The organism is Georgenia wangjunii (assembly GCF_036421975.1).
Lineage (GTDB): Bacteria > Actinomycetota > Actinomycetes > Actinomycetales > Actinomycetaceae > Georgenia_A > Georgenia_A wangjunii.
Genome location: NZ_JAZGON010000003.1, coordinates 323,246 through 348,857, shown reverse-complemented (window position 1 = coordinate 348,857; position 25,612 = coordinate 323,246). Strand labels below are relative to the sequence as shown.

The following is a 25,612-nucleotide window of genomic DNA, read 5'->3' as shown; positions in this document are numbered from 1 at the left end:
CTTCCCCGGTCCGATTCTGTCGGTCCGGTCCGAACGCCTGGCGACCACGCCACCTCCGGACGTGCGGGGCCCCGTCAGCCGAGCCCGCCTAACGCGCTTTCCGATGACGGCGGCAGCGCGCCTGGTAGGACTCCGCACCGCCGACGTGCTCGGCGGACGGGACGGTCGCGTCTCCGACGTCGTCGGGAACGACACGGACGTGGAAGGCGGCGTCCTGGCCGCAGACCGTGCAGACGGCGGTGAGTTTGGTGACGTCCTCGGCCAGCGCCATGAGCGAGGCGAGCGGCTCGAACGGGCGGGCGTCGAATGTCACGCAGAGCCCGGCGACGACCACCGTGGTCCCCGCGAGGACGAGCTCGTCGACCGTGGGGATGAGGTCCATCCCGAAGAACTGCGCCTCGTCGATCGCGAGGAGGTCGAGCGGACGTCCGTCGAGGACAGCGCGCAGCGAGCCGACGTCCGGCACGGAGTGCGACGGAACGCTGCCCCCGGCGTGCGAGGCGACCCGGCCGACCCCGTGACGCTCGTCCAACGCGTGGTTGACGACCTCGACGGCCAGGCCGGCGAGACGGGCGCGCCTCACGCGCCGCAGCAGCTCCTCGGACTTCCCGGCGAACATCGGCCCGCAGACCACCTGGAGCCGGCCCTGCAGCTGTGTGCGCATACACGCAACGGTAGGGCGCTGAGCTGGCCACGATCGGGATTGGTACCGTTACGTGCGCTTCGTACCGGCGCGGCGGCTCTGGCTGACGCCAGCGGCCTGGGGCGCCGTCCAGCCCGTGGATCTCCCACGCGCGTGGCGCGGAGAGACGGTCCTACGCCGACGTGCGCCAATCGTGCGAGCTGTCATCCGTCACGACAGGCGCACCCCTGTGCGTTCACACCGTCGTCGCCCGGGTCATTAGGCTGGCTGGATGGCGACAGCTCTCCTGGTGCGGCACGGCCGCACCACAGCCAATGCCGCTGGGCTGCTGGCCGGTAGGGCCGTCGGAGTCAGCCTGGACCCGGTCGGGCGCGACCAAGCGGCTCGAGCCGGAGACCGGCTCGCGACCGTTCCCCTGGTCGCCGTGGTGTCGAGCCCCCTCGAGCGTTGTCAGCAGACCGCCCAGCACATCCTCGATCGCCAGGCGGGCACGCCGTACGCGCCGGTCGATCTCGATCTCACCGAGTGCGACTACGGCCAGTGGCAGGGCCGCATGCTCTCGGAGCTCGCGACCGAGGATCTGTGGCGGCTGGTGCAGTCGCAACCATCTGCCGTCGTCTTTCCCGACGGTGAGTCGATGGCCGCGATGCAGGCTCGGTCGGTGGCAGCCGTCCGCCGCCTCGATGCAGCCTTCGAAGCCGAGCACGGGCCCGATGCCGTGTGGGTCGCGGTCAGCCATGGTGACGTCATCAAATCGATACTCGCCGACGCGCTCGGCATGCACCTTGACATGTTCCAGCGCATCGACGTGGGCCCCGCATCCGTATCGGTCGTGCGCTACGGCGCTAGCCGGCCGAGCGTCCACGCAACCAATACCGACGCGGGTGATCTCTCGTGGCTGGCGAAGGGTGTCCACTCTGGCGATGCGCCGGTGGGTGGGGGCGCAGGGCACAAGGCGCCGTGAATGGCAGCCGCCTAGAATATTGACATGCCTCTACGTGTCCACGAGTTCGACTGGCCTGACCGGGCCGTCGTCGGCACCATCGGCCTCCCGGGGGCGCGCACGTTCTACCTCCAGGTGCGCGCAGGGAAGCAGGTCGTGAGCATCGTCCTCGAGAAGCAGCAGTCGGCTCTGCTCGCGGAGAAGATCGACGAGATCCTCGACCAGCTCATCACCATCGGGGGCAACCCCTTCAGCGTTCCCACGAGTACACCGCCTGAGCTCGTCGACAACGACCCGCTCGAGGCCGTTCACGAGCGTTTCCGCACCGGCACCATGAGCCTGGGCTGGGACCCCACCACGGCCCAGGTCGTGCTGGAGGCCCACCCCATCACGGACGTCGATGCTGGCGCCGACGTCGAGCTGCCTGACGAGGACGGCGACGACGAGACCGAGATGCTGCTGGTGCGCATGCCGGTAGGCACCGCCCGTGCATTCGCCAAGCGCACCCGTGAGGTCGTGGGCGCCGGGCGCCCGGCGTGCCCGCTCTGCGGCTACCCCATGGACTCCGACGGGCACATCTGCACCCTCCCCGAGGACTGATGTCGGCGACGGACCTCGTGACCGCCGAGCTGACGATCACCGGCCGAATCAGGACGGCCTCCAACGCCACATTCCTGGGCACCATCGGCGACGCGATCGTCGTCTACAAGCCGATAGCCGGCGAGAGTCCGCTGTGGGACTTTCCCGACGGCACCCTGGCGCACCGGGAGGTGGCCGCCTACCTGGTCTCGCAGGCCCTCGGCTGGGGCGTGGTACCTCGCACCTGGCTGCGCGATGGTCCCCTGGGCGAAGGAATGGTCCAGCTCTGGCAGGAGCAGGACCCCGACCACCGCGCCGTCGACCTGGTCGCGACGGACCACGTACCGACGACAGGCTGGAGACGCGTTCTCGATGGACGAGACGAGAACGGACGGTTGATCTCCCTCGTTCACGAAGACTCGCCGGCGCTGCGGCGCATGGCCGTGTACGACATCGTCGTCAACAACGCCGACCGCAAAGGCGACCACATCCTTGCCATGACGGACGGTCACCGGCACGGCGTCGACCATGGGCTCACCTTCCACCGTGACCACAAGGTGCGCACGGTCCTGTGGGGATGGGTGGGGGACGCTCTGACCCCCGAGGAACGTGACGGGATCGATCGCGTCACCGAAGGGCTGCGCGGTGACCTGGGAAGAACCCTGGCGGAGCTGCTCAGCGCTCAGGAGATCTCATCGCTCGCTGCTCGCTGCTCCAGTCTGCGCTCGGCAGGGCGGTTCCCGGCTCCCGCCGGTGAGATGCCGGCGGTTCCCTGGCCACTGTTCTGAGGAAGCCCCGGCGACGGGCAGCGCCGGGACGTGTGACGTCGCGGGGCTCAGACGTTGAAGCGGAACTCCACGACGTCGCCGTCGGCCATGACGTAGTCCTTGCCCTCGATGCGGACCTTGCCGCGGGACTTGGCCTCGGCCATCGACCCGGCCGAGACGAGGTCGTCGAAGGAGACCACCTCCGCCTTGATGAACCCACGCTGGAAGTCGGTGTGAATGACGCCGGCGGCCTGCGGCGCCGTCCAGCCCTTGTGGATCGTCCACGCGCGCGACTCCTTGGGGCCGGCGGTGAGGTACGTCTGGAGGCCGAGGGTCTCGAACCCGACCCGGGCGAGCTTGTCGAGGCCCGCCTCGTCCTGGCCGCTGTCCGCGAGCATCTCCGCGGCCTCGTCGGCCTCGAGCTCGACGAGCTCGGACTCGAACTTGGCGTCGAGGAAAATCGCCTCGGCCGGCGCGACGAGGGCGCGCAGCTCGGCTTGCATGGCCTCGTCGGCGAGCCCGGCGTCGTCGGTGTTGAAGACGTAGATGAACGGCTTGGCGCTCATGAGCTGGAAGCTCGCGACGTGCTCGGGGTCGAGGCCGGCCGCGGCACCGCCGGCGGAGAGCAGGGTGCCCTGCTCGAGGAGGGCGAGCGCCTTCTTCGCCGTGTCGAGGACGGCGGCGTCGAGCTTCTTGCCGCGCACCTCCTTCTCCATGCGCGGGATGGCCTTCTCGAGCGTCTGGAGGTCCGCGAGGACGAGCTCGGTGTTGATCGTCTCGATGTCCTCGGCGGGGTCGACGCGCCCCTCGACGTGGACGACGTCCGGGTCGGCGAAGGCGCGCGTCACCTGGCAGATCGCGTCCGCTTCGCGGATGTTCGCAAGGAACTGGTTGCCCAGCCCCTCCCCCTCGGACGCGCCGCGGACGATGCCGGCGATGTCGACGAAGGACACGGTGGCCGGGAGGATCTTCTCCGAGCTGAAGATCCCCGCGAGGACGTTGAGCCGCGGGTCCGGCAGCGGGACGACGCCGACGTTGGGCTCGATCGTCGCGAACGGGTAGTTCGCGGCGAGCACCGTCGCGCGGGTCAGGGCGTTGAAGAGGGTGGACTTGCCGACGTTGGGCAGTCCAGCGATTCCGATGGTGAGGGCCACGTGACGCGAGTCTACGCGTGAGCGGGTGGTCGGCCTCCCCCCGGGCACCGCGCCCGCCCCCGGCAGGCTCGCGGCAAGGGCGGGCGCCGTGAGGCGCCCTGGGCACGCCGGGGCCTGCGGTGGCATGGTGGGGGTGACGCCGTGCCACCCGAGTGGAGGAACCGTGCCCGACCTGACCGCTCTCACCCAGTCCCACCTCGAGGCCGCCCGCACCTCGGACCACGGCCGCAGCGCCGAGCTCCTCGTGCGCGACGGCGTCCTGCGCCAGTCGATCCTCGCCCTCGTCGCGGGCTCGGAGCTCGGGGAGCACAACTCGCCGCACGCGGCGAGCCTCCAGGTGCTCCTCGGCCGCGTGCGGGTGACCGGACCGGACACCTCGGAGCTGACGACCGGCGGGCTCCACGTGCTCACGCACGAGCGCCACGCCGTCTCCGCCCTCGAGGACTCGGTCTTCCTCCTCACGACCGTGACCGGCCTACCCGGGGAGACGTCGCACGGCTGAGCCGGTGCGGCTGGCGGCGGCCCGCCTTCCCGGCGATGTCGGTGGGCGGTGACAGTCTGCAGCCATGGACACGACGACGGTGATCATCCTCGTGCTCGTGGCGCTCGTCGCCGGCGCGCTCGGCGGAGCCGGCCTCGCCCGGGCACGCGCGGCGGCCGGCACCGCGGCCGCCCGCGAGCAGGCCGCCGCGGCGCACGCCCGTGCCACCCAGCTCGCCGCCGAGAACGAGGACCTCAAGGACCGCGCCGCCCGCGACCACGACGTCCTGCGCGCGCTCGCGCCCGTGCAGAGCACCCTCACCCAGGTGGGCGAGCACGTCGCCGCGCTCGAGCGGGAGCGCCTCGAGCAGTTCACGGTCCTCACCCAGCACCTCCACCACGCGCGGCGCAGCGACGAGGAGCTGCGCTCGACGACGGCGACGCTCGCCGGCGCGCTCCGCTCGACGTCGAGCCGGGGCCAGTGGGGCGAGGTGCAGCTGCGCCGGGTGCTCGAGGCCTCCGGCATGCTCCGGCACGTCGACTTCACCGAGCAGTCGGCGCTCGGCGCGAGGGGGAACGGGTCCGCGAGCCGCGCGGGCAGCGGCCGGCCGGACGTCGTCGTCCACCTGCCCGGCGGGAAGTACCTCGCCATCGACGCCAAGGTCCCGTTCGACGCCTACCTCGAGGCGTCGGCGATCGACGAGGCGGCGCGCGGCGAGGAGGGCCACCGCCGCGAAACCCTGCTCGCGGCGCACGCGAAGGCGCTGCGCGCCCACGTCGACGCGCTCGCGAAGCGGCGCTACCACGAGCAGCTCCCGGCGAGCCCCGAGCTCGTCGTCATGTTCATCCCGTCCGAGGGGCTCCTCGGGGCCGCGCTCGAGGCGGACCCCACGCTGCTCGAGCACGCGCTGCGCGTGGGCGTCGCCCCCACGTCGCCCACGTCGCTCCTTGCGCTGCTGCGCACCACGGCGACGATCTGGACATCCGCGGCCGTGACCGAGGACGCGCAGCGGCTGCTCGACCTCGGACGCACCCTGTACGAACGACTGTCGACGGTCGCCGGGCATGTCACCGCACTCGGCCGGGGCCTCGAGAGCACGGTCGCGCACTACAACAAGATGGTCGGCTCGATCGAGTCGCGCCTCCTCGTCACCGCGCGCGGGTTCGACGGCCTCGACGGCGGTGACCTCACCGTCGGCCCGGTCGAGGGGGACCGCGCCCAGGTCCGGCGCCTCACCGCCCCCGAGCTGACGGACCCCGGCCTGCCGGACCCGGAGCTGCTGCCCGGCCTGAGCCGCTGGGGAGGTGCGTCGTGACGCAGGGGCGGGACGCCTTGGCTCAGCGTCCGCACGGCGTCGCGCCGGGGTGGCGCGACGCTACCGGGGTGCGGCGCGACGTGACCTGGGCGTGGCACGTCGCGGCCCAGGACGGCGCCTCGTGACGTCCGCGCGAGAGGTCGGGCTCCTCCGGCTCGCGGCGCAACGGGTCGCGGGGCCGGGCTGGGACACCCCTGCCGAGGCCGTCGGGTGGGCGACGGCGACCCAGGCGCAGGACTTCCGCGGGGCGCTCGAGTCGGTGGCACTGCGTACCGCCGGGGGCACGGCCGCGGACGTCGTCGCCGCCCTCGACGCAGGCGAGGTCGTCCGGTCCTGGCCCATGCGCGGCACGCTCCACCTCGTCCGGGCGGAGGACCTGTTGTGGGTGCTCTCCCTCACGACCGAGCGGCTCATCACGGGCGCCGCGAGCCGCCGCGCCGAGCTCGGCCTCGACGACGCCCTCATCGAGCGGGCACGCGACCTCGCGGTCGGCGCGCTGAGCGGCGGCCGTCGGCTGAGCCGCGAGGGGCTCCGCACCGTCTGGGAGGCCGCCGGCGTCGCGGCCGACGGCCAGCGGACGTACCACCTCATCTGGTACCTCGCCCAGACGGGCACCCTGTGCTGGGGCCCCGTCGACGACGGCGAGCAGCACCTCGTCCTCCTTGACGAGTGGGTTCCGGCCCCGCGGGTCCTCGAGCGCGAGGAGGCCCTCGGCGAGCTCGCCCTGCGGTACTTCCGCGGCCACGGCCCAGCGACCGTCAAGGACTTCATCTGGTGGACCAAGCTGCGTGCCGCCGAGGCGCGGGCGGGGGTCGCCCTCGCCCGGCCCCGGCTCGAGACGCTCTCCGTCGACGGCACCGAGATGCTCATGGACCCCGGCACCCCGGAGCGGCTGGCCACCCACCGCGCGGAGGCGCTCGGCACCCACCTGCTGCCCGGGTTCGACGAGTTCCTCCTCGGCTACCAGGACCGCAGCGCCGTCCTGGCGCCCGAGTTCGCCGCGCGGGTGGTCCCGGGCGGGAACGGGGTCTTCCAGCGCACCGTTGTCGACGCCGGCGCCGTCGTCGGCACGTGGCGGCGGTCCGGGAAGGGCGCGCGCGCCGCGGTCGCCGCCACGCCCTTCACCGCGTTCAGCCCGCGCGCGCTGCGCGCCATCGAGCGCCGCTCCGCCGCGCTCACCCGCGAGCACGCCGGCTGACGGGCGGATCGGACCCGCTGGACCGGGCGCCCGGCTCGCGCAACGCGCCATCGAGCGCCGCTCCGCCGCGCTCGCCCGCGAGCACGCCGGCTGATCCCCGCCGCCCCGCCGGGGGCGCGCGGCGGTCAGACGGGGTTGACGGAGAGCTCGGCGCGGGGGCCACGGCGGGGGCGGTCGGGCAGTGCGCCCCGCGCCTTGAGGTCCGCCCGGAGGTTCTTGGGCAGCGAGAACATGATGTCCTCGGTCGCGGTGCGCACCTCCTCCACCTCGCCGAAGCCGAGCTGGCCGAGGTAGGTGACGACGTCGCGGACGAGGATCTCGGGGACCGACGCCCCCGAGGTCACTCCGACGGTCGAGGCGCCGTCCATCCATGCCGGGTCGATCTCGTTCGCGCGGTCCACGCGGTAGGCCGAGCCCGCCCCGGCCTCGAGGGCCACCTCGACGAGGCGCACCGAGTTCGAGGAGTTCGCGGACCCGACGACGATGACGACGTCGGAGTCCGGCGCGAACTTCTTCACCGCCACCTGGCGATTCTGCGTCGCGTAGCAGATGTCGTCGCTCGGCGGGTCCTGGAGCGAGGGGAACCGCTCGCGCAGCTTGCTCACCGTCAGCATCGTCTCGTCGACGGACAGCGTCGTCTGCGACAGCCAGATGACCTTGTCCGGGTCGCGCACGACGACGTCGTCGACGTCGTCCGGGGAGTTGACGACCTGGATGTGCTCGGGCGCCTCGCCGTACGTGCCCTCGACCTCCTCGTGCCCGTCGTGGCCGATGAGGAGAATGTCGTAGTCGTCGGAGGCGAACCGGACGGCCTCCTTGTGCACCTTCGTCACGAGGGGGCACGTCGCGTCGATCGTCTGGAGGCTCCGGGCCGCCGCCTGGGCGTGAACCGCCGGGGACACGCCGTGGGCGGAGAAGACGACGCGCGCCCCCTCGGGCACCTCGTCGGTCTCCTCGACGAAGATCGCGCCACGCTCGGTGAGCGTCTCGACGACGAACTTGTTGTGGACGATCTCCTTGCGCACGTACACGGGGGCGCCGTAGTGGTCCAGCGCCTTCTCCACCGCGTCGACCGCGCGGTCGACGCCCGCGCAGTAGCCGCGTGGGGCGGCGAGGAGGATCTTCTTCCCCGGGACCGCGAGCGCACCGGGGGTACGGGACGGGACGGCGTCGGGGAAGGCGGAGGAGCCGGCGAGCGACGGAATCTCGCGCCGGCCCGGCGCGGCTGCGCCCTGAGCGTGTGCAGGCAGGGTAGTCACACCTCCAGGCTACGTGGCGGTACGCCGAAGGTCAGCCCCTGGTGGCAGGCTGTGACGGATGCGACCCGACCTGCACGTCGAGCCCTACCGGCCCGAGGACCGCTCCGCGCTCTACGAGATCTGCCTGCGCACCGGTGACCTCGGTGCCGATGCGAGCGCCGACCACGACGACCCCGACGTGCTCGGTCACGTCTACGTCGGTCCCTATCTCGAGCTCGAGCCCGACCTCGCCTACGTCCTGCGGGCGCCGGGTGGCGCCGCTCCGCTCGGGTACGTCGTCGCCACCGCGGACACCGCCGCGTTCGCGGAGGCCTGCGAGCGCGCGTGGTGGCCGCCCCTGCGCGCGCACTACCGGGACCACCCGCCGCGCCGGGGCAGCAAGGACGAGGAGCTCGTCCACATCATCCGCGGCGGGACCCGCTCGCGTGAGCCGTGGCTGGCCACCTACCCCGCGCACCTGCACATCAACCTCCTCGGGCCGGCCCGCGGCTCCGGCGCCGGGCGCGCGCTCCTCACCCGCCTCGCCGACGAGCTCGCCGCCCGCGGGGTGCCGGGCGTGCACCTGGTCGCCGCGAGCGCGAACACCGACGCGCTGGCCTTCTACCGGCGCCTGGGGTTCACGGTCCTCGGCGAGCGCCCCGGCGAGGTGCTCATGGGCCGGGCGCTCACCGGGGCGAGGGCGGCGTCGTGAGCCAGCCGACCGGTCCGGCGAACCTGCCGGAACGCGCCGCGGACACGAGCGCGGAGCACCCGTGGCCCGTGCGCCTGCTCAGCCAGAAGATCAGCACGTACATCGACCGGATGGCGCCCGTGTGGGTCGAGGGGCAGGTCGTCCAGCTCAACCGCCGACCCGGCGCCGGCATGGCCTTCCTCACCCTGCGGGACACCGAGGCGGACATGTCTCTGCCGGTGAGCATCTACTCCCGCCTGCTCGCCGACGTCGCGGCGCCCCTGACCGAGGGCAGCCACGTCGTCGTGCACGCCAAGCCCACGTACTGGGCCAAGCGCGGGACGCTCCAGCTCCAGGCGGACGCCCTGCGCGCCGTCGGGGTGGGCGAGCTCCTGGCCCGCGTCGAGGCACTCAAGAGCGTCCTCGCCGCCGAGGGGCTCTTCGACGCCGACCGCAAGCGGCCGCTGCCGTTCCTCCCGGGCCGCATCGGCCTCGTGTGCGGGCGCGAGTCCAAGGCCGAGCACGACGTCGTCGTCAACGCGCGGGCGCGCTGGCCCGGGGTCCCGTTCGAGATCCGGGAGGTCGCCGTCCAGGGCACCGGCGCCGTCGCGCAGGTCAGCTCCGCCATCGCCGAGCTCGACGCCGACCCCCGGGTCGAGGTCATCGTCGTCGCCCGCGGCGGCGGGTCCGTCGAGGACCTGCTCCCGTTCTCCAACGAGCAGCTCGTGCGCGCGGCGTCGGCGTGCCGCACGCCGCTCGTCTCGGCGATCGGGCACGAGACGGACACCCCGCTGCTCGACCTCGTCGCCGACTACCGTGCGTCGACGCCCACCGACGCCGCCAAACGGGTCGTCCCCGACGTCGCCGAGCAGCGCCGCGGCCTCGTCCAGGCCCGCCAGCGGATGCGCGTCGCGCTCGAGCACCGCGTCCGCGCGGAGCAGCGCACGCTCGACGCCGTGCGGAGCCGCCCGGTCCTCGTCGACCCGACGACGATGGTCACCGCCCGCGCGGAGGACGTCGCGCGCCGGAGGGACCGGGCGCGCGAGGTCTTCGGCCGCTGCCTCGAGCGGTCCGGCGCGGACCTCGCCACGGTCCACGGCCGGCTCGTCGCCCTCTCCCCCGCCGCGACGCTCGCCCGCGGCTACGCCGTCCTGCGCCGCACGGACGGGGCGGTCGTGCGTGCCTCCGCCGACGTCGCGCCCGGGGACCGGCTCGAGGCGCTCCTCGCCGCCGGCCGCGTCCACGTCGAGGTCCGCGAGCAGGGCTGAGGCGCCCGCGCGCCGCGGCCGTCGCAGGTCCCGCCGTCGTCTCGGCGAGCCGGGCAGGCTTCGCCGTCGTCCCCGGCGAGCCGGGCGCCGTGGTGACGGAGGAGGCGGGTCGGCCGGAGCTGCGCGGCTGGAGGGCCCGCCCCGTCCCCCTGGAGGGCTGCTCGGCGTGACCCGGGCGCGCGGTGCGGCGTGGGCGGCCTCTGCCAGACTGGCCCGATGAGTGAGACCCCCCTTCCGGACGTCGGTGCGCTGACCTACGAGCAGGCCCGCGACGAGCTCGTCGACGTCGTGCGCCGCCTCGAGGCCGGGGCCGCCTCCCTCGAGGACTCCCTCGCCCTCTGGGAGCGGGGAGAGGCCCTCGCGGCGCGGTGCCAGGCGTGGCTCGACGGGGCACGCGAGCGCCTCGAGGCCGCGCGCGCCGACCGCGACAGCCGCGCCGGAGCGGCCGCCGACGCTCCCCGGACCACCGACGCCCCCAGCACCACCGCAGAGAGGCAGGACCCGTGACCGCCCCGACCCCCCTCGACGGACCCGCGTCCGGTATCCCGGACCTCACGCCCGGGCGGCTGCCCGAGCCCGAGCTCGCACCGACGACGCCGGCCTACGGCCCGGCGACGACGGCGACGCCCCAGGGCCACGAGGCCGGCGGGTACGCCCTCGTCCTCGGCGAGGCGCTCGTCGACATCGTCGAGCACGAGGGCGAGGAGCCGGTCGAGCACGTGGGCGGCAGCCCCGCGAACGTCGCGCTCGGGCTCGCCCGGCTCGGTCACGCCGTCGAGCTCGCCACGTGGTTCGGGACCGACGCACGCGGGGACAGCATCCGCACGCACCTCACGGGCGACCGCGTCACCATCTCGACGGGGTCCGAGCTCGCCGGGCACACGTCGACCGCGCACGCCCGCATCGACGCCGACGGCGTCGCGGACTACACCTTCGACCTCGACTGGGACCTGCCCGGCACGGAGCCGCTGCGCCCGCCCACGCTCGTCCACACCGGCTCGCTCGCCGCCGTCGTCGCACCGGGGGCGCTCAAGGTCCTCGAGGCCATGGAGCGCTACCGGGACACCGCGACGCTCACGTACGACCCGAACGTCCGCCCGGCGCTCATGGGCACGCCGGCGCAGGCCCGCCCGCTCATCGAGCGGCTCGTCTCCCTCGCGGACGTCGTCAAGGTCTCCGACGAGGACCTCGCGTGGCTGGCGCCCGGCGATGACATCCGCGAGGTGGCGGGCGACTGGGTGGGGCTGGGCGCCGGGATCGTCGTCGTCACCCTCGGCGGACGCGGCGCGCTCGCCGTCACCGCCGGCGGCGTCGAGGTCGACGTCGCGGCGCCGCGGGTGGACGTCGCGGACACGGTCGGCGCCGGGGACTCGTTCATGTCCGGGCTCATCGACGGGCTGTGGCGCGCGAGCCTCATCGGAGCCGACCGGCGCGAGGCGCTGCGCGGCATCAGCCGGACCGCGCTCGCCGACGCCCTCGCCCGCGCGGTCCAGGTCGCCGCGATCACCGTCTCGCGCGCCGGTGCCAACCCGCCGAGCCTCGTCGAGCTGACGGCCACCGCGCCCCCGGTGCCACCCACCCCGCGCCCGCTCTGAGAGGCACGCGCCCGGGCCGGGGGGGGGGGGGGGGGGGGGGGGGGGGGGGGGGGGGGGGGGGGGGGGCCGGCGGCGCGGGCGGCACCGAGCCGCCCGCGCCGCGGCCCGGGGTCGAGGTCGCGCCCGGATCGATCAGATCGGGGTCGCGCCCGACTCGAGCAGGTCGGTCACGAGCGCCGAGATGGCCGACCGCTCGGACCTCGTGAGCGTGACGTGCGCGAAGAGCGGGTGCCCCTTGAGCGTCTCCACGACCGCCGCGACGCCGTCGTGCCGGCCCACCCGCAGGTTGTCCCGCTGCGCGACGTCGTGCGTGAGCACCACCTTCGAGTTCTGCCCGATGCGGGAGAGCACGGTGAGCAGGACGTTGCGCTCGAGCGACTGCGCCTCGTCGACGATGACGAACGAGTCGTGGAGGGAGCGCCCGCGGATGTGGGTGAGCGGCAGGACCTCGAGCATCCCGCGGGCCATGACCTCCTCGAGCACCTCCTGCGCGACGAGCGCCCCGAGCGTGTCGAACACCGCCTGGGCCCACGGGCCCATCTTCTCCGCCTCGCTGCCGGGCAGGTAACCGAGGTCCTGCCCGCCGACGGCGTAGAGCGGCCGGAAGACGACGACCTTGCGGTGCTCGCGGCGCTCGAGCACCGCCTCCAGACCCGCGCAGAGAGCGAGCGCCGACTTCCCCGTCCCCGCCCGCCCCCCGAGGGAGACGATGCCGATCTCGGGGTCGAGGAGGAGGTCGATGGCGATGCGCTGCTCCGCGCTGCGCCCGTGGACCCCGAAGACCTCCCGGTCACCGCGCACGAGCGCGACGTCGCCGGCCGGCGTGACCCGACCGAGCGCCGACCCGCGCGCCGAGTGGAGGACGACCCCGGTGTGGCACGGGACCTCCGCGAGGGCGTGGGCCATCTCCAGGCCCGCGGCCTCGACCCGCTCGTCGGTCCACAGCCGGGCCATCTCGCCCTCGGTGAGGTCGGCGGACGTCATCCCTGTCCACCCGGACTCCACCGCGAGCTGGGCCCGGTACTCCTGCGCCTGGAGGCCGAGCGCCGCCGCCTTGACCCGCATGGGGAGGTCCTTGGAGACGACGGCGACGTCGTGCCCCTCCGCGGAGAGGTTCGCCGCGACGGCGAGGATGCGGGAGTCGTTGTCTCCCAGGCGCAGCCCGGAGGGGAGCACGCCCGAGTCGGAGTGGTTGAGCTCGACCCGCACGGTGCCGCCCTCGAACCCGACGGGCACGGCGGCGTCGAGGCGCCCGTGCTGGAGCCGCAGCTCGTCGAGCAGGCGGAGCGCGGTGCGGGCGAAGTAGCCGAGCTCGGGGTGGTGGCGCTTGTCCTCGAGCTCGGAGATGACGACGACCGGCAGGACGACGTCGTGCTCCGCGAAGCGGAGGAGGGCGTGCGGGTCCGAGAGCAGGACCGAGGTGTCCAGCACGTAGGTGAGGCGCTGGGCGAGGGTGTCCCCGCCGTCGGGGCGCTCGTCCTGCCGGGTGCCCGGCGCGGCTCCCGCGCGGGTGGCCGGAACAGAGGTGTCGGTCCTGTCGGTGGTGGCGGTCATGGTGTGTCGCGGGCTCCCTCCGGCGCATCGGCGCCGATCAGCAGCGCCCCGCGCGTGGCGGGCACGGCATTGGGGTGGGGGCGGTCGACCGGCCCTGGCGGGGCCGGTGGCCCCTCCCGCACGGAGCTGGACGCTCCATAGGCTGGCCTCCCGGATGGACGGCGGGTGTGCCGTCCGTCACACCGCACGCTATGACCGTCACGCCGATCCGTTGCGGCGACACACCCGTGCGCGGGGAACGGTCATGCCCCGTTCACCTTGGCGTCCGCTCAGCGACCGAGGCGACGCTCGCGCAGGGCGTAGTCGCGCAGCGCCCGGAGGAAGTCGATGCGCCGGAAGTCGGGCCAGTACGTCTCGCAGAAGTAGTACTCGCTGTGCACGCTCTGCCACAGGAGGAAGCCGCCGAGGCGCTGCTCGCCTGAGGTGCGGATGACGAGGTCCGGGTCCGGCTGCCCCTTGGTGTAGAGGTGCTCGGTGATGTCCTCGACGCTGAGCACCCGGGCGACGTCCTCGAGGGAGGCGCCCGCCTCGGCGTGCTGGCGCAGGAGCGAGCGGACGGCGTCGGTGATCTCGTAGCGCCCGCCGTACCCGACGGCGACGTTGACCCACAGGCCGTCGACGTCCGCCGTCCGCTCGGCCGCGGACTGCAGGCGCGCGGCGATGGGCTCGGGCAGGAGCGAGAGCGCGCCGACGATGCAGACCCGCCAGCGACCGGCCGCCGCGAGGTTGTCGACGGCGGTGGCGATGATCTCGAGGAGCTCGGCCACCTCGTCGTCGTCGCGCTTGAGGTTGTCGGTGGAGAACATCCACAGCGTGACGATGTCGACGCCGGCGTCCTCGGCCCACCCGAGCACCTCGGAGATCTTGTCCGCACCCCGCCGGTGCCCGTGGGCGGCCGGGTTGCCCAGCGCGCGCGCCCAGCGGCGGTTGCCGTCGAGGATGACGCCGATGTGGCGCGGCACGCTCATCGTCTCGAGCTGTGCGGACAGTCGACGCTCGTAGAGCCCGTAGAGCAGCTTGGGCGAACGCATGGTGGTGGGGGCGCTCCTGGTTCCTCGACTCCGACGACGTCGGCGCTCACGGTACCGCGTGCGGCTGCGACGACCGGCGGGGGCGTTGGGTCCCCGTGGTTACGGTGGAGTAACCTCCGGTGGCGTAGGGAAGCCCCTGCCGGACATGAGCAGGGAAGGATCCGTGGTGGAGCAGTCGCCAGCGCACAGGGAGGTCGACGCGGTGCCGTCCGAGCGCAAGGGCCGACTCACGCACGCCGCGCGAGCCGTCACGGCGCGCGCCGACGACATCGCGGCGGCCGTCAAGCCGCGCCTGCGCGGGACGCTCCACGCGGTGACGGCGCCGGTCGCGCTCGTGGCCGGGATCGTCCTCGTCGTCCTGTCCCCGACGACGACGGCGAAGGTGAGCACCGCCGTCTTCGGCGTCACCGCCGTCCTGCTCTTCGGGTGCAGCGCGATCTACCACCGCGGCAACTGGTCACCGAGGACGACGGCGGTCCTGCGCCGCCTCGACCACTCCAACATCTTCCTGCTCATCGCCGGCACGTACACCCCGCTCGCCGCGCTCCTGCTCCCCCGCGGCACGGCGGCCGTCCTCCTCGCTGTCGTCTGGGCCGGCGCTCTCGCCGGGATCCTCGCCCGCGTGTTCTGGCTGGGCGCCCCGCGCTGGTTCTACGTGCCCGTCTACATCGCTCTCGGCTGGGTGGCGGTGTGGTTCATGCCCGACTTCTGGAGCCTCGGCTCCCCCGCGATCGTCTGGCTCGTCGCTGCCGGCGGCCTCGCCTACACGCTCGGCGCCGTCGTCTATGCGACGAAGTGGCCCAACCCCAGCCCCCGCTGGTTCGGGTTCCACGAGATCTTCCACGTGGGCACCGTCATCGGGTACGTGTGCCACTTCGTCGCGGTGGCCATCGCCGCGCTCACCCTCACCTGACGTCGCGCAGCCGTACCCGGGCGGGGATCCGCCCGCGGCCATAGCCTCGAGTGGTCGACGACGGAAGGACCACCGCCATGGCTACCCCCACCTGGACCGCCCAGCCCACCGAGATCCTGCGCCCGGGCCCGGGCTTCGAGCTCGCGACGACGGACCGTCGCGCGACACCCGGGTGGGACGCCGGCAAGAAGGACGCGAAGGCCTTCATGGCCGAGCGCGGCCAGCTCCTCTCCGAGCTCCAGGAACGCCTCTACGCCCACGGGCGCACCGGCGGCGACCGGTCCGTGCTCCTGGTCATCCAGGGGCTCGACACGGCCGGCAAGGGCGGGATCGTCCGCCACGTCATCGGGATGGTCGACCCGCAGGGCGTGGCGCTGCGCGCGTTCGGGGTCCCCACCGCCGAGGAGCGGCGCCACCACTACCTGTGGCGCGTGCGCCGTGAGCTGCCCCGCCCCGGGTACATCGGCGTCTTCGACCGCTCGCACTACGAGGACGTCCTCGTCGCCCGCGTGGACGAACTCGTGCCCGAGTCGGTGTGGTCGCAGCGCTACGCGGAGATCAACCGCTTCGAGGAGAAGATCGTCGCGGCGGGGACGACGGTCATCAAGGTGGCCCTCATGCCGTCCTACGACGAGCAGGGCCTGCGGCTCATGGAGCGCCTCGACCGACCGGACAAGCACTGGAAGTACAACCCGTCCGACGTCGACACCCGCACGAGGTGGGACGACTACCAGGCTGCCTACGCCGACGTCCTCGCCAGGACATCGACACCGGACGCGCCCTGGCACGTCATCCCCGCGGACCGGAAGTGGTACGCCCGCCTCGCGGTGACCGAGCTCCTCACGCGGGCGCTGCTCGAGCTCGACCTCGGCTGGCCGAGCGCCACCTTCGACGTCGCGCACGAGCGCGAGCGGCTCGCCGCGACCATGTCGCCCGAGACCCTCGCCGAGGCGGAGGCCGCACGTGCGGACAACGAGGCGAAGGTCGCCGAGGACGAGGCCCACTTCGCCGCGGCGAAGGCCGAGGTGCGCGGCTGAGCGAGCCCGCCGCGGGCGGGCCCTGCGCCCCGCCTACGGCGTCGGCGGGCGCGGCGCGCTCGGGTAGGGGTCCGTGCCGGTCGCCGAGCCGGCCGGCCGGGTCCCGTCGTCCTCGAGCGGCGGACCGTCCGGGGCGCCGTCGCTGCTCCCACCGCGCGCCCGGGCGTCGTCGGCGTCAGACGCAGGCGCCACGTCGATCCCGCGCCGCACGGGCGTCTCGCCGCGTGCCGCGGCGTTGCGGTCCACGGTGCGCATGTGCTTGGCCATCGACCGGAAGAGCACCCAGGCCGCGAGCGCGAGGACGAAGAACGCGAGGAACCCGCCGATGCCGGGCGTGACGGTGTAGATCGTCAGCTGCTGGTCCGGCGAGGGGCTCGGGGCCGGCGTCTGCGCCGAGAGCGCGTGGATGAGCGCGGTCACCGCGGGGGACGTCATGGGCGGACCTTCTCACGGACACCTGCGAAGAGGTCGTCCTCCGGCGTCGTCGTCTCCACGTGGGAGCGTGCGAGCTCGAACTCCTCGTACGGCCACACCTCGCGCTCGATGTCACGCGGGACCATGAAGAAGAACCCGTCGGGGTCGATCTGGGTGGCGTGCGCGCGCAGCGCCTCGTCCCGGCGCTCGAAGTACTCGGCGCAGTGGATCCGGGCGCTCACGGGCCGCCGGGGAAGCTCCGAGCGCGCGGAGAGCCAGTCGTCGAACGGGGAGACGAGGCCGCGCTCGTGCATCGCGGTGGCGATCGCCTCGAACCGGTCGGGCGAGAAACCGACGTCGTAGTAGATCTTCTCCACCCGCCATGGCTCACCGGCCTCGGGGAACTGCTCGGCGTCGGCCGCGGCCTCGAACGCCGCCATCGAGACGGTGTGGCACATGAGGTGGTCGGGGTGCGGGTAACCGCCGTTCTCGTTGTACGTCGTCATGACGTGCGGACGGAACTCGCGGATCTCCCGCACGAGCGCACCGACCGTCACCTCGAGCGGCTGCACGGCGAAGCACCCCTCGGGCAGCGGCGGCAGCGGGTCTCCCTCCGGCAGGCCGGAGTCGATGAACCCGAGCCACACGTGCTCGATCCCCAGCGCGCGGGCGGCGGCGTCCATCTCGCGCCGGCGGTAGGCCGGCATGTCGTCACGCACCGCGGGGTCGTCCGCGAGGTGCGGGTTGAGGACGTCACCGCGCTCGCCGCCGGTGCACGAGACGACGCGCACGCGCTCCCCCTCGGCGGCGTAGCGGGCCATGGTGGCGGCCCCCTTGCTCGACTCGTCGTCCGGGTGCGCGTGCACCGCCATCAGGCGTAGCGGTTGGGTGGTCACGTCGCCCGTCCCTCCTCTCGCGCCACCACGGGCGGCGCGCTGCAGACCGATCATCTCGAGGGACAATGGTCCCTCACGCGCACGAGCATTCCTACCGGGAGGGACGTCCCATGGCCGAGCCGGCGCCGGGTGACGCGCGGACCGTGCGCACCGCGCTCGACGACCGCTACGGCCGCGACCCTCGCCGCAGCCGCCGCACCGCGCTCGTCGTCGTCGGCGTGGGCGCCCTCGTCGTCCTCGCGTTCGTCGTCTTCGCGGCCCTCGCCACGAACGTGCCCGTGCGCACGCAGGACGCCGGGTTCCGCGTCGTCGACGAGGCGAGCGCCGAGGTCACCTTCACCGTGAGCAAGTCGCCCGACGTCGTCGCCGACTGCACGGTCGTCGCGCTCAACGAGAACTTCGCCGAGGTGGGCGTCGCCACCGTGCGGGTCGGGCCGGACGAGACGTCGGTCGTCACCGTCACGGCGAGCGTGCGCACCATCGAGCCGCCGCGCGGCGCGCGGGTCGACGGGTGCGTCGTCGTCCCGGGCTGAGGCAGGACCTTGCTACAATCAAGCACTTACGCCGCTCCGGAGCGGTGCGCGACGGAGCGGGCGCCCCGGGTGAGCGATCATGCACACCCCCATGGCCCCGCGCCGTCACGACGGCCCCGGGGCTGACCAGCTTATGAGGAGGTAGACGTGGCCGAGACGAGCACAACCTGGCTCACCCAGGACGCGTACGACCGTCTGAAGGCCGAGCTTGACCACCTGACTGGGCCTGGACGGACCGAGATCACCGAGCGCATCGAAGCCGCGCGTTCCGAGGGAGACCTCAAGGAGAACGGCGGCTACCACGCCGCGCGCGAGGAGCAGGGCAAGGCGGAGGCACGGATCGTCCAGCTGAGCGAGCTGCTGCGCAAGGCGCACGTCGGCGAGACGCCGGCGGACGACGGCATCGTCGAGCCCGGCATGGTCGTCACGGCCATCGTCGCCGGGACGAAGGAGACGTTCCTCCTCGGCTCGCGCGAGGGAGCGAAGGACCTCGACATCGACGTCTTCTCCGAGAGCTCGCCCATGGGTGCCTCCCTGCTCGGCCACAAGGCCGGCGACACGGTCTCCTACAAGGCCCCGAACGGCATGACGATCGAGGTCGAGATCGAGAAGGTCAAGCCCTTCCACAGCTGACCCGCGCACGTACGCACGCGAGGGGCGCTCCCGCTGGGGGCGCCCCTCGCGTGCGTCCGGGCTCAGCCGCCGTGCCTCGTGGTCGAGACGCCGTAGCCCTTCGCGCGCAGGGCCGCGACCACCTCGACGCAGTGCGCCGTCCCCTTCGTCTCGAGCTCGACGGCGATCTCGACCTCGCTCACCCGCAGCGCGTCGGCCGTGCGCGTGTGCTCGACCGCGACGACGTTCCCCCCGGTCTCCGCGAGTGCCGCGAGCAGCGCGGCGAGCGAGCCGGGGTGGTCCTGGACGCGCACGCGCATCCTCAGGTAGCGCCCCGCTGCCGCGAGCCCGTACCGGAGCGCGCGCAGGAGCACGAGCGGGTCGACGTTCCCGCCGGAGAGCACGACGACGACGGGCGCCTCGAAGGCGGTCGGGGCGTCGAGCAGCGCGGCCACGCCGACGGCGCCCGCGGGCTCGACGGTGAGCTTGGCGCGCTCCGTGAGCATGAGGAGGGCGCGCGCGATCTGCTCCTCCGAGACCGTGCGGATCTCGTCGACGTGGTCCTGCACGAGGGCGAACGGGACGTCCCCCGGCAGGCCGACGGCGATGCCGTCCGCCATCGTGCTCATCGCGTCGAGGGCGACGGGGCGGCCCGCGGCGAGCGAGCCCGGGAAGGCTGCCGCCCCCTCGGCCTGGACCCCGACGACGCGCGCCGCCGAGCCGGACTCGTGCACCGCCGCCGCCACCCCGGCGAGCAGCCCACCGCCGCCGGCTGGGACGAGGATCGTGCGCGCATCGGGGACCTGCTCGAGGATCTCCAGACCGATCGTCCCCTGGCCGGCGACGACGTCGGCGTGGTCGAACGGGTGGATGAGGATGCGCCCGCTCTCCTCGGCGTGCACCTGGGCCGCGCGGAGTGCCGCGGCGAGGCCACCGTCGTGCTGGCGCACCGTCGCGCCGTACGCGCGGGTCGCGTCGAGCTTGGGCAGCGCGGCGTCCCGCGGCATGTGGATGACGGCGGAGATGCCGAGCATCTGCGCCGCCAGGGCGACACCCTGCGCGTGGTTGCCGGCACTGGCGGCGACGACGCCGCACGCCCGTTCCGCGGGGCTGAGCCGGGACAGCCGCACGTACGCCCCGCGCAGCTTGAACGACCCGGTGCGCTGGAGGTTCTCGCACTTGAGCCACACCGGGCCCCCCACGGCCTGCGCCAGGCTCGTGCTCCGTTCCACCGGGGTGCGCCACGTGACGCCCTCGAGGAGCCGCGCCGCGGCGCGGATGGCCACGAGGTCGACGGGCACCGGGGTCATAGCTGCGGCGTGTGCGGGTCCACGCGCCCGGTGCGGGGGTCGACGAGGCCGCCCGCGCCGTCGTCGTCGGCCCCTGCCGGGATGACGTCGTCGTCGATCTCGTCTGCCCCTGCCGGGATGACGTCGTCGTCGATCTCGTCGGCCGTCGCCGCGCTCGTCGCTGCGCCGTCGTCGTCGGAGTCCTCCGCGACGTGGGCGTAGGAGTCCCGGATCGCGCCGAAGAGGATGCCCGGTGGACCTCCGGGCCGGTGCCAGTCGGTGGCGAGGCGCGGGTACTTGTCGTGCCCGTGGAGGTAGAGCACCACCGTGTTGATGACGGCGATGAGCGGGACGGAGAAAAGGGCACCGAGGATGCCGGCGACGCCGGTGCCCGCCGCGACGGCGAGGAGGATCGCGATGGGGTGGAGGGAGAGGGCGTTGCCCTGGAGCCAGGGCTGCAGGAGGTTTCCCTCGAGCTGCTGCACGCCGAGGACGATGATGAGCATGACGAGGCCCGTGCCGACGCCCTGGTCGACGATCGCGACGAGGACCGCGACGGAGCCCGAGACGAGCGCACCGACGATGGGGATGAACGCGCCGAGGAAGACGAGGATGGCCAGCGGCAGCGCGAGCGGCACCCCGAGGAGGGCGGCACCGGCACCGATACCGACGGCGTCGACGAACGCGACGAGGATCTGCGTGCGGGTGTAGCCCCCGAGGGTCATCCAGCCACGGATGCCCGCCTCGTTGATGTTGTCCCGCGCCCGCACCGGCGCGAGGCGGACGAACCACTGCCAGATACGCCGCCCCTCCTTGAGGAAGAAGAAGAGGCAGAACAGCGAGATGAGCGCACCGGTCACCACCTGCGTGACCGAGTTGGTCGCGGAGAGCACGCCGCTGACGAGCACCCCGGAGTTCTCGCCGAGCTGGCCCTGCAGCTCACCGAGCCACGTGTCGATCTGCGACTCGTCCACCCCGAGCGGGCCTTCGGTGAGCCATGTGAGGAGCTCGGTGAAGCCCGCGGTCGCCTGGTCCGCGAGATCGCTGAACCCGGCGATGATCGAGCGACCGGCGAGGGTGAGGAGGCCGCTCACCGCGGCGAGGGTGAGGGCGATCGTCACGAGGGACGCGAGCGACCGGGGCAGGCGCAGGCGGCGCAGCCGGGTGGAGATCGGCTCGAGGAGGACGGCGAGGAGGATCGCGACGAGGAAGGCGACGACGACCGTCTTGAACGTCACGACGACGTACCCGACGATGACGCAGGCGGCCGCGATGACGATGAGGCGCCACGACCACCCGGCGGCGGCGCGCACCGCCGGTGGGACCGCGCCGTCGAGGCCGGGCGCCTCCGTCCGCGCGGGGCGGGCGCCACGGGTCCCGGCCACGCGGGCGGTCGCGCCCGGCGCGCGGGCGAGGGGGCCCGTCCCGGCGCGCGTGCCGGGGTCGAGCCGGGCCGGGGTCAGCCGTGACAGCCAGCCGGAGAAGTTCTTCGCCATGTCCCTGCAATCGACCTCGGAGGTGTGTGCCGCCGCTCAGACTACGGGCGCCGGGCCGAGCGCAACCGACAGGTCGACGACCCGCCGCGCCAGGGGGCCGTCAGCCGTTCCGGCCGGTCGCGCCGGCGGCGCGGAAGATGCGCGGGGGCGGCGTTGTTGTCGCCCATGTGCGCCGCCGTGCCCGGCGGCGCCGGAACGCACGACGAGAGGCCCTGCACATGATCTTCGGGATGCGCCCCGCGCCCCAGCTCGTGACCGCCGAGACCGCCCTGCCCGGGCGCCCGCACCCCGGGTTCACGGTCCCGTCCACGCACGAGGTGCTCGGCACCCCGCTCGAGGGGCCGTGGCCCGAGGGCACCGAGGTGCTCTACGTCGCGATGGGCTGCTTCTGGGGCGCCGAGCGGATCTTCTGGCGCCTCGACGGCGTCGTCGCCACCGCGGCCGGGTACCAGGGCGGGTTCACGCCGAACCCGACGTACGAGGAGACGTGCACGGGCCGCACCGGTCACGCCGAGGCCGTGCTCGTCGCCTACGACCCCGCGCGGATCAGCCCGGAGGAGCTCCTCAAGGCGTTCTGGGAGAACCACGACCCGACGACGGCCAACCGCCAGGGCAACGACGTCGGCACGCAGTACCGCTCGGCGATCTACTGGACCACCCCGGAGCAGGGACGCGCCGTGCGCGCCACCCGCGAGGCGTTCCAGGAGGTGCTGACGGAGAACGGGTTCGGGCCGATCACCACTGAGCTCCGCCCCGCCGACGGCGAGGACGGCGCCGGTCCCTTCTACTACGCCGAGGCCTTCCACCAGCAGTACCTCCACAAGAACCCGGGCGGGTACTGCAACCACGGCCCCAACGGGATGACGTGCCCGATCGGCCTGCTCCGCCAGGACGAGGTGCCCGCGCAGATGGACGTCGCACCGCCGTCGCGCACGGCGTAGGCACGGGCCGCCGCAGGCGGGCGCGGCAGCAGGCGCTCCGGGGCGGGCCGCGCTCCGGAGCGCCCTGCGCCGCCGCCACGCGGTGCGGCGCCGTTGCCACGCGGTGCGGCGCGGCCATGCCGCCATGCCGCCATGCCGCCATGCCGCCATGCCGCCATGACCTACGGTGCTCGGATGGTCGTCGTCGAGGTCGTCACGCACGTCACCGCACCCGCGGCGCGCACCTTCGACCTCGCGCTCGACATGGAGGTGCACGCGGCCTCGCTGGCCGGTAGCGAGGAGACCGCCACGACGAGCACCGGCACGCCGGCGCTCCTCCTCGGGGACGAGGTGACGCTCCGCGCCAGGCACGCGGGGTTCATGTGGACGATGACGGCGCGCGTCACCGCCTACGACCGTCCCCGCCGCTTCGTGGACGAGCAGGTCCGTGGTCCGTTCGCGACGATGTCCCACGAGCACCTCTTCGCCGAGGTCTCGCCCGGGCGCACCGTCATGACGGACCGGATGACCGTCCGCGCTCCCTTCGGGCTGCTCGGACGAGCCGCCGAGGCTGCTCTCCTCGGTCCCTATCTGCGGCGTCTGCTGCGTCAACGCGCCACCTATGTGCGGCAGCGGGCCGAGGCCGGCTGAGCCGGGCGCCCGAGCGCGGCCCGTCCCGTCCGCCGACGTCGGGCGTCCTCAGCCCGCCGCCTGCTCCCCCGGCTCGCTGGCCCCCTGCGCCATCAGCTCGTCCCACACCGGCCCGTGACCGAGCCGGGCCTGCTCCGCGGCGACGACCTCCCGCGCCAGCTCTGCCTCGCTCACGTCGACGGCACTGACGGCCCCCTCGGCGAGACTCGAGTCGCGGACGTAGGCGTCGAAGAGCCGGCGCTTCTCGGCGAGGATCGTCTCGATCCGCTCGTCGACGCTGTCCTCGATGAGGAGCCGGTGGACCTGGACCGTGCGCACCTGACCCATGCGGTGCACGCGGGCGACGGCCTGCGCCTCCGCCGCCGGCTTGAGCTGCGGCTCCGCGAGGACGACGACGCTGGCGGCCTGGATGTTGAGCCCGACGCCGCCGGCCTGGACCTGGGCCACGAGGACGGCGCCCGCCGGCCCGGCGGTGAAGTCGTCGACGATGCGCTGCCGGTCGGCCGCCGGGACCGAGCCGGTCACCGGCCCGAACGGCACGCCGCCGGGAACCTCCTCGAGTGCGTCGACGATCCGGTCGATGACGTCACGGAAGTAGGAGAACACGACGACCTTGTGGCCGTTCTCGCCCGCCTCCTCGACGAGCTCGCGGAGCCGCGCGAGCTTGGCGGAGTCACGGGGGTGCGGCGTCGTGAAGTCGGCCCGGCGCATCGCCATGAAGTTCCCTCCCGCGACGGCCGCCCGGTACGCGCGCTCCCCCGCCGGGGTGAACTCCTCCCACTCGTCGACGGTGACGAGCTCGGGAAGCTCGACGAGGACGTCGACGAGGTTGCGGCGCAGGTACACCGGCGCCATCTGGTTGCGGAAGAGGTCGGCGCCGGCGAGACCGAGGTGGGCGGGCAGCTCCTCGACGAGCCGGGGCTGGAGGTAGCGCACGAGGTTGGCGAACTCCTCGAGCCGGTTCTCCATCGGGGTGCCGGTCATGAAGAGGACGCGCCAGCACCGCTCCGCCCACGCAGTCACCGTGCGGGAGCGCAGCGCACGCGGGTTCTTGACGAAGTGCGCCTCGTCGACGACGAGCATCCCGACGGCGGGACCGACGGCCTCGGCCACCGGGCTCGGCTCTGCCTCGTGCACCGTCCCCTCCGGCGGGACCGACCCATCCTCCGTCCGCGTGCCTCCCACCGGTGGCGGGAGCGGCACGTGACGCAGGCCCTCGAAGGTCGTCACGCCGACGCCGCCCTCGGCGACCCAGCGGTCGATCGCGCCGCCCCGGTCCGCGCCGTGGAGGCGGTGAGCGCCGAGCGTCGAGCGGGTGGTCACCTCGCGCGTCCAGTTGATGAGGACGCTCGCCGGGCACACGACGAGGAAGTGCCGTTCGCCCTGCGCAGCGAGGTGGGCCATGGCGGCGATCGCCTGGATCGTCTTGCCGAGGCCCATCTCGTCGCCGAGCATCGCGCGGCCCTGGTTGAGCGCGAACCGCGCGCCGAACGCCTGGTAGCCGCGCAGGGTGACCCGCAGGTGCGTCTCGTCGAGGGCGTAGGCGTTGATCCGCTCGACGAGCTCTGCCGGGAGCATGCCGTCCGCGGCGGTGAGGTCGCCCATCGGCACGATCTGCCCGAGGAGCGCGTAGTAGGCGCCGGCCCGGCGCTCGAAGTCCTCCCACAGGGTGAGGGGTCCGGGGTCCGGGGCGCGGCAGTGCGCCGCGAGCTCGCCGACGACGGCGGCCAGGCGCGTCGTCGTCAGCCATGGCCCCCATCCGGCGAGGCTGTCGAGCGCGGCGAGGGTGCGCCGCCTGGCCTCGCCACGGGTGAAGACGAACGCGAGGCGCTTCGTCGCCGGCTCCGCGACCGGGGCGAGCGCCGCTACCGAGGAGGCGAAGTCGGTGAGGTGCGCGCGGTGCGGCTCGACAAGCGGCGCCAGCCGCTCGAGACGGTGGAGGAGCGTGAGGACCTCGAAACCGAGCCCACCCTCGCGGCGGAGCTCGATGCGCAGCCGCACGCCCGCCCGGACGGCGTCGGCGAGCTGCTGCGCGCCGGCGACGGCGCTGCGCGCGGTGTGCCGGCCGATCCCGTCGTGGGCCTCGAGCTGGGCCGGCGTGGTGTCGAGGACGTCGAGGGCGCTCGCGTAACCGGCGGCGCGCAGCGCGTGGACACGCAGGTTCGCCTCGGTGATGTCCGCGAGCCGCTCGACGGCGACTCCGGCGAGCTCGGCCCGCACCCGGGCGTCGCGCTCCGCCTCGACGAGCCGCGCGACCTGTGCACGGGCGTCGTCGAGCCGCGCGAGCACCGCCCCGGCGTCCGCGGCGAGCGAGGTGCGCTCGTCGATGAGCTCCCGCGCCTCGGCGCCGGGCCGCACGTGCGGGACGTCGTCGGGCACCGGCGCCGAGCGGGG

At 73.7% G+C, this 25,612-nt stretch carries 26 protein-coding genes; 16 read left to right on the top strand and 10 right to left on the bottom strand.

Going from position 1 to position 25,612, the window contains the following annotated elements:
* Positions 1–88: 88 nt before the first annotated feature.
* Positions 89–664 carry a thymidine kinase gene (locus V2J63_RS07680; protein ID WP_331230425.1) on the bottom strand — a complete coding sequence of 192 codons (576 nt, stop codon included), beginning with the start codon at positions 662–664 and terminating at the stop codon, positions 89–91.
* 250 nt (positions 665–914) lie between these two features.
* On the opposite strand from V2J63_RS07680, the gene V2J63_RS07675 reads away from it, so the two are divergent.
* From V2J63_RS07675 to V2J63_RS07665, 3 genes are read left to right on the top strand one after another with little or no spacing between them, the layout of a single operon-like run.
* Positions 915–1,607, top strand: a complete 693-nt coding sequence (locus tag V2J63_RS07675) for a histidine phosphatase family protein (RefSeq protein WP_331230424.1) — start codon at positions 915–917, stop codon at positions 1,605–1,607.
* Positions 1,608–1,631: 24 nt separating this feature from the next.
* Positions 1,632–2,186 carry a DUF3090 domain-containing protein gene (locus V2J63_RS07670; protein WP_331230423.1) on the top strand — a complete coding sequence of 185 codons (555 nt, stop codon included), beginning with the start codon at positions 1,632–1,634 and terminating at the stop codon, positions 2,184–2,186.
* Positions 2,186–2,953, top strand: coding sequence for an SCO1664 family protein (locus V2J63_RS07665; RefSeq protein WP_331230422.1), 768 nt, complete (start codon positions 2,186–2,188; stop codon positions 2,951–2,953). The genes V2J63_RS07670 and V2J63_RS07665 overlap by 1 nt, the downstream gene beginning before the upstream one ends.
* A gap of 47 nt (positions 2,954–3,000) precedes the next feature.
* Here V2J63_RS07665 and ychF read toward each other — a convergent pair whose 3' ends face one another.
* The gene (ychF, locus tag V2J63_RS07660; protein ID WP_331230421.1) at positions 3,001–4,086 is read right to left on the bottom strand and encodes a redox-regulated ATPase YchF; all 1,086 of its coding nucleotides are present in this window, start codon (positions 4,084–4,086) and stop codon (positions 3,001–3,003) included.
* Between the two features lie 163 nt (positions 4,087–4,249).
* Between ychF and V2J63_RS07655 the strand changes: the two genes are divergently transcribed.
* The 3 genes from V2J63_RS07655 (at position 4,250) to V2J63_RS07645 (ending at position 7,080) form a co-directional block, all read left to right on the top strand.
* Complete coding sequence (locus tag V2J63_RS07655) at positions 4,250–4,588, top strand: cupin domain-containing protein (protein ID WP_331230420.1); 339 nt, start codon at positions 4,250–4,252, stop codon at positions 4,586–4,588.
* A 64-nt stretch (positions 4,589–4,652) separates the two neighbouring features.
* Positions 4,653–5,882, top strand: a complete 1,230-nt coding sequence (locus V2J63_RS07650; protein WP_331230419.1) for a DNA recombination protein RmuC — start codon at positions 4,653–4,655, stop codon at positions 5,880–5,882.
* 121 nt (positions 5,883–6,003) lie between these two features.
* A complete protein-coding gene (locus V2J63_RS07645; RefSeq protein ID WP_331230418.1) occupies positions 6,004–7,080 on the top strand; it encodes a winged helix DNA-binding domain-containing protein in 1,077 nt (358 codons plus the stop codon).
* A 125-nt stretch (positions 7,081–7,205) separates the two neighbouring features.
* Here V2J63_RS07645 and V2J63_RS07640 read toward each other — a convergent pair whose 3' ends face one another.
* Positions 7,206–8,201, bottom strand: a complete 996-nt coding sequence (locus V2J63_RS07640) for a 4-hydroxy-3-methylbut-2-enyl diphosphate reductase (protein WP_331230488.1) — start codon at positions 8,199–8,201, stop codon at positions 7,206–7,208.
* Positions 8,202–8,397: 196 nt separating this feature from the next.
* Here V2J63_RS07640 and V2J63_RS07635 point away from each other — a divergent pair, with 196 nt between their 5' ends.
* The 4 genes from V2J63_RS07635 (at position 8,398) to V2J63_RS07620 (ending at position 11,872) form a co-directional block, all read left to right on the top strand.
* Positions 8,398–9,030 carry a GNAT family N-acetyltransferase gene (locus V2J63_RS07635; RefSeq protein WP_331230417.1) on the top strand — a complete coding sequence of 211 codons (633 nt, stop codon included), beginning with the start codon at positions 8,398–8,400 and terminating at the stop codon, positions 9,028–9,030.
* Positions 9,027–10,277, top strand: coding sequence for an exodeoxyribonuclease VII large subunit (gene xseA, locus V2J63_RS07630; protein WP_331230416.1), 1,251 nt, complete (start codon positions 9,027–9,029; stop codon positions 10,275–10,277). The genes V2J63_RS07635 and xseA overlap by 4 nt, the downstream gene beginning before the upstream one ends.
* Before the next feature lie 216 nt (positions 10,278–10,493).
* Positions 10,494–10,784: an exodeoxyribonuclease VII small subunit gene (locus tag V2J63_RS07625; protein WP_331230415.1), complete on the top strand. Its 291-nt coding sequence runs from the start codon at positions 10,494–10,496 to the stop codon at positions 10,782–10,784.
* Positions 10,781–11,872: a carbohydrate kinase family protein gene (locus V2J63_RS07620; RefSeq protein WP_331230414.1), complete on the top strand. Its 1,092-nt coding sequence runs from the start codon at positions 10,781–10,783 to the stop codon at positions 11,870–11,872. The genes V2J63_RS07625 and V2J63_RS07620 overlap by 4 nt, the downstream gene beginning before the upstream one ends.
* A gap of 132 nt (positions 11,873–12,004) precedes the next feature.
* On the opposite strand, the gene phoH2 is transcribed toward V2J63_RS07620, so the two are convergent.
* Together phoH2 and V2J63_RS07610 are read right to left on the bottom strand one after the other, a co-directional pair.
* Positions 12,005–13,426 carry an RNA 5'-3' helicase PhoH2 gene (phoH2, locus tag V2J63_RS07615; RefSeq protein ID WP_331230413.1) on the bottom strand — a complete coding sequence of 474 codons (1,422 nt, stop codon included), beginning with the start codon at positions 13,424–13,426 and terminating at the stop codon, positions 12,005–12,007.
* Positions 13,427–13,695: 269 nt separating this feature from the next.
* Positions 13,696–14,457, bottom strand: coding sequence for an isoprenyl transferase (locus V2J63_RS07610; RefSeq protein ID WP_331230412.1), 762 nt, complete (start codon positions 14,455–14,457; stop codon positions 13,696–13,698).
* A gap of 166 nt (positions 14,458–14,623) precedes the next feature.
* On the opposite strand from V2J63_RS07610, the gene trhA reads away from it, so the two are divergent.
* A complete protein-coding gene (trhA, locus tag V2J63_RS07605; protein ID WP_434056291.1) occupies positions 14,624–15,370 on the top strand; it encodes a PAQR family membrane homeostasis protein TrhA in 747 nt (248 codons plus the stop codon).
* A gap of 77 nt (positions 15,371–15,447) precedes the next feature.
* Positions 15,448–16,407 carry a PPK2 family polyphosphate kinase gene (locus V2J63_RS07600; RefSeq protein WP_331230411.1) on the top strand — a complete coding sequence of 320 codons (960 nt, stop codon included), beginning with the start codon at positions 15,448–15,450 and terminating at the stop codon, positions 16,405–16,407.
* Between the two features lie 33 nt (positions 16,408–16,440).
* Here V2J63_RS07600 and V2J63_RS07595 read toward each other — a convergent pair whose 3' ends face one another.
* Both V2J63_RS07595 and mca read right to left on the bottom strand, forming a co-directional pair.
* The gene (locus V2J63_RS07595) at positions 16,441–16,842 is read right to left on the bottom strand and encodes a hypothetical protein (protein WP_331230410.1); all 402 of its coding nucleotides are present in this window, start codon (positions 16,840–16,842) and stop codon (positions 16,441–16,443) included.
* The gene (mca, locus tag V2J63_RS07590; RefSeq protein WP_331230409.1) at positions 16,839–17,717 is read right to left on the bottom strand and encodes a mycothiol conjugate amidase Mca; all 879 of its coding nucleotides are present in this window, start codon (positions 17,715–17,717) and stop codon (positions 16,839–16,841) included. The genes V2J63_RS07595 and mca overlap by 4 nt, the downstream gene beginning before the upstream one ends.
* A gap of 110 nt (positions 17,718–17,827) precedes the next feature.
* Here mca and V2J63_RS07585 point away from each other — a divergent pair, with 110 nt between their 5' ends.
* Positions 17,828–18,250: a DUF4307 domain-containing protein gene (locus tag V2J63_RS07585; protein ID WP_331230408.1), complete on the top strand. Its 423-nt coding sequence runs from the start codon at positions 17,828–17,830 to the stop codon at positions 18,248–18,250.
* 147 nt (positions 18,251–18,397) lie between these two features.
* Positions 18,398–18,883, top strand: coding sequence for a transcription elongation factor GreA (gene greA / locus V2J63_RS07580; protein ID WP_331230407.1), 486 nt, complete (start codon positions 18,398–18,400; stop codon positions 18,881–18,883).
* 62 nt (positions 18,884–18,945) lie between these two features.
* On the opposite strand, the gene ilvA is transcribed toward greA, so the two are convergent.
* Both ilvA and V2J63_RS07570 read right to left on the bottom strand, forming a co-directional pair.
* On the bottom strand, positions 18,946–20,172 hold the full coding sequence (ilvA, locus tag V2J63_RS07575) for a threonine ammonia-lyase (RefSeq protein ID WP_331230406.1): 1,227 nt from the start codon (positions 20,170–20,172) through the stop codon (positions 18,946–18,948).
* Positions 20,169–21,647 carry an AI-2E family transporter gene (locus tag V2J63_RS07570; RefSeq protein WP_331230405.1) on the bottom strand — a complete coding sequence of 493 codons (1,479 nt, stop codon included), beginning with the start codon at positions 21,645–21,647 and terminating at the stop codon, positions 20,169–20,171. The genes ilvA and V2J63_RS07570 overlap by 4 nt, the downstream gene beginning before the upstream one ends.
* Before the next feature lie 218 nt (positions 21,648–21,865).
* Here V2J63_RS07570 and msrA point away from each other — a divergent pair, with 218 nt between their 5' ends.
* Positions 21,866–22,588, top strand: a complete 723-nt coding sequence (gene msrA, locus V2J63_RS07565; RefSeq protein ID WP_331230404.1) for a peptide-methionine (S)-S-oxide reductase MsrA — start codon at positions 21,866–21,868, stop codon at positions 22,586–22,588.
* A 156-nt stretch (positions 22,589–22,744) separates the two neighbouring features.
* Positions 22,745–23,218, top strand: coding sequence for an SRPBCC family protein (locus tag V2J63_RS07560; RefSeq protein WP_331230403.1), 474 nt, complete (start codon positions 22,745–22,747; stop codon positions 23,216–23,218).
* 48 nt (positions 23,219–23,266) lie between these two features.
* Here the strand turns inward: V2J63_RS07560 and V2J63_RS07555 are convergent, their stop codons facing one another.
* Positions 23,267–25,597: a DEAD/DEAH box helicase gene (locus tag V2J63_RS07555; RefSeq protein WP_331230402.1), complete on the bottom strand. Its 2,331-nt coding sequence runs from the start codon at positions 25,595–25,597 to the stop codon at positions 23,267–23,269.
* Positions 25,598–25,612 lie beyond the last annotated feature (15 nt).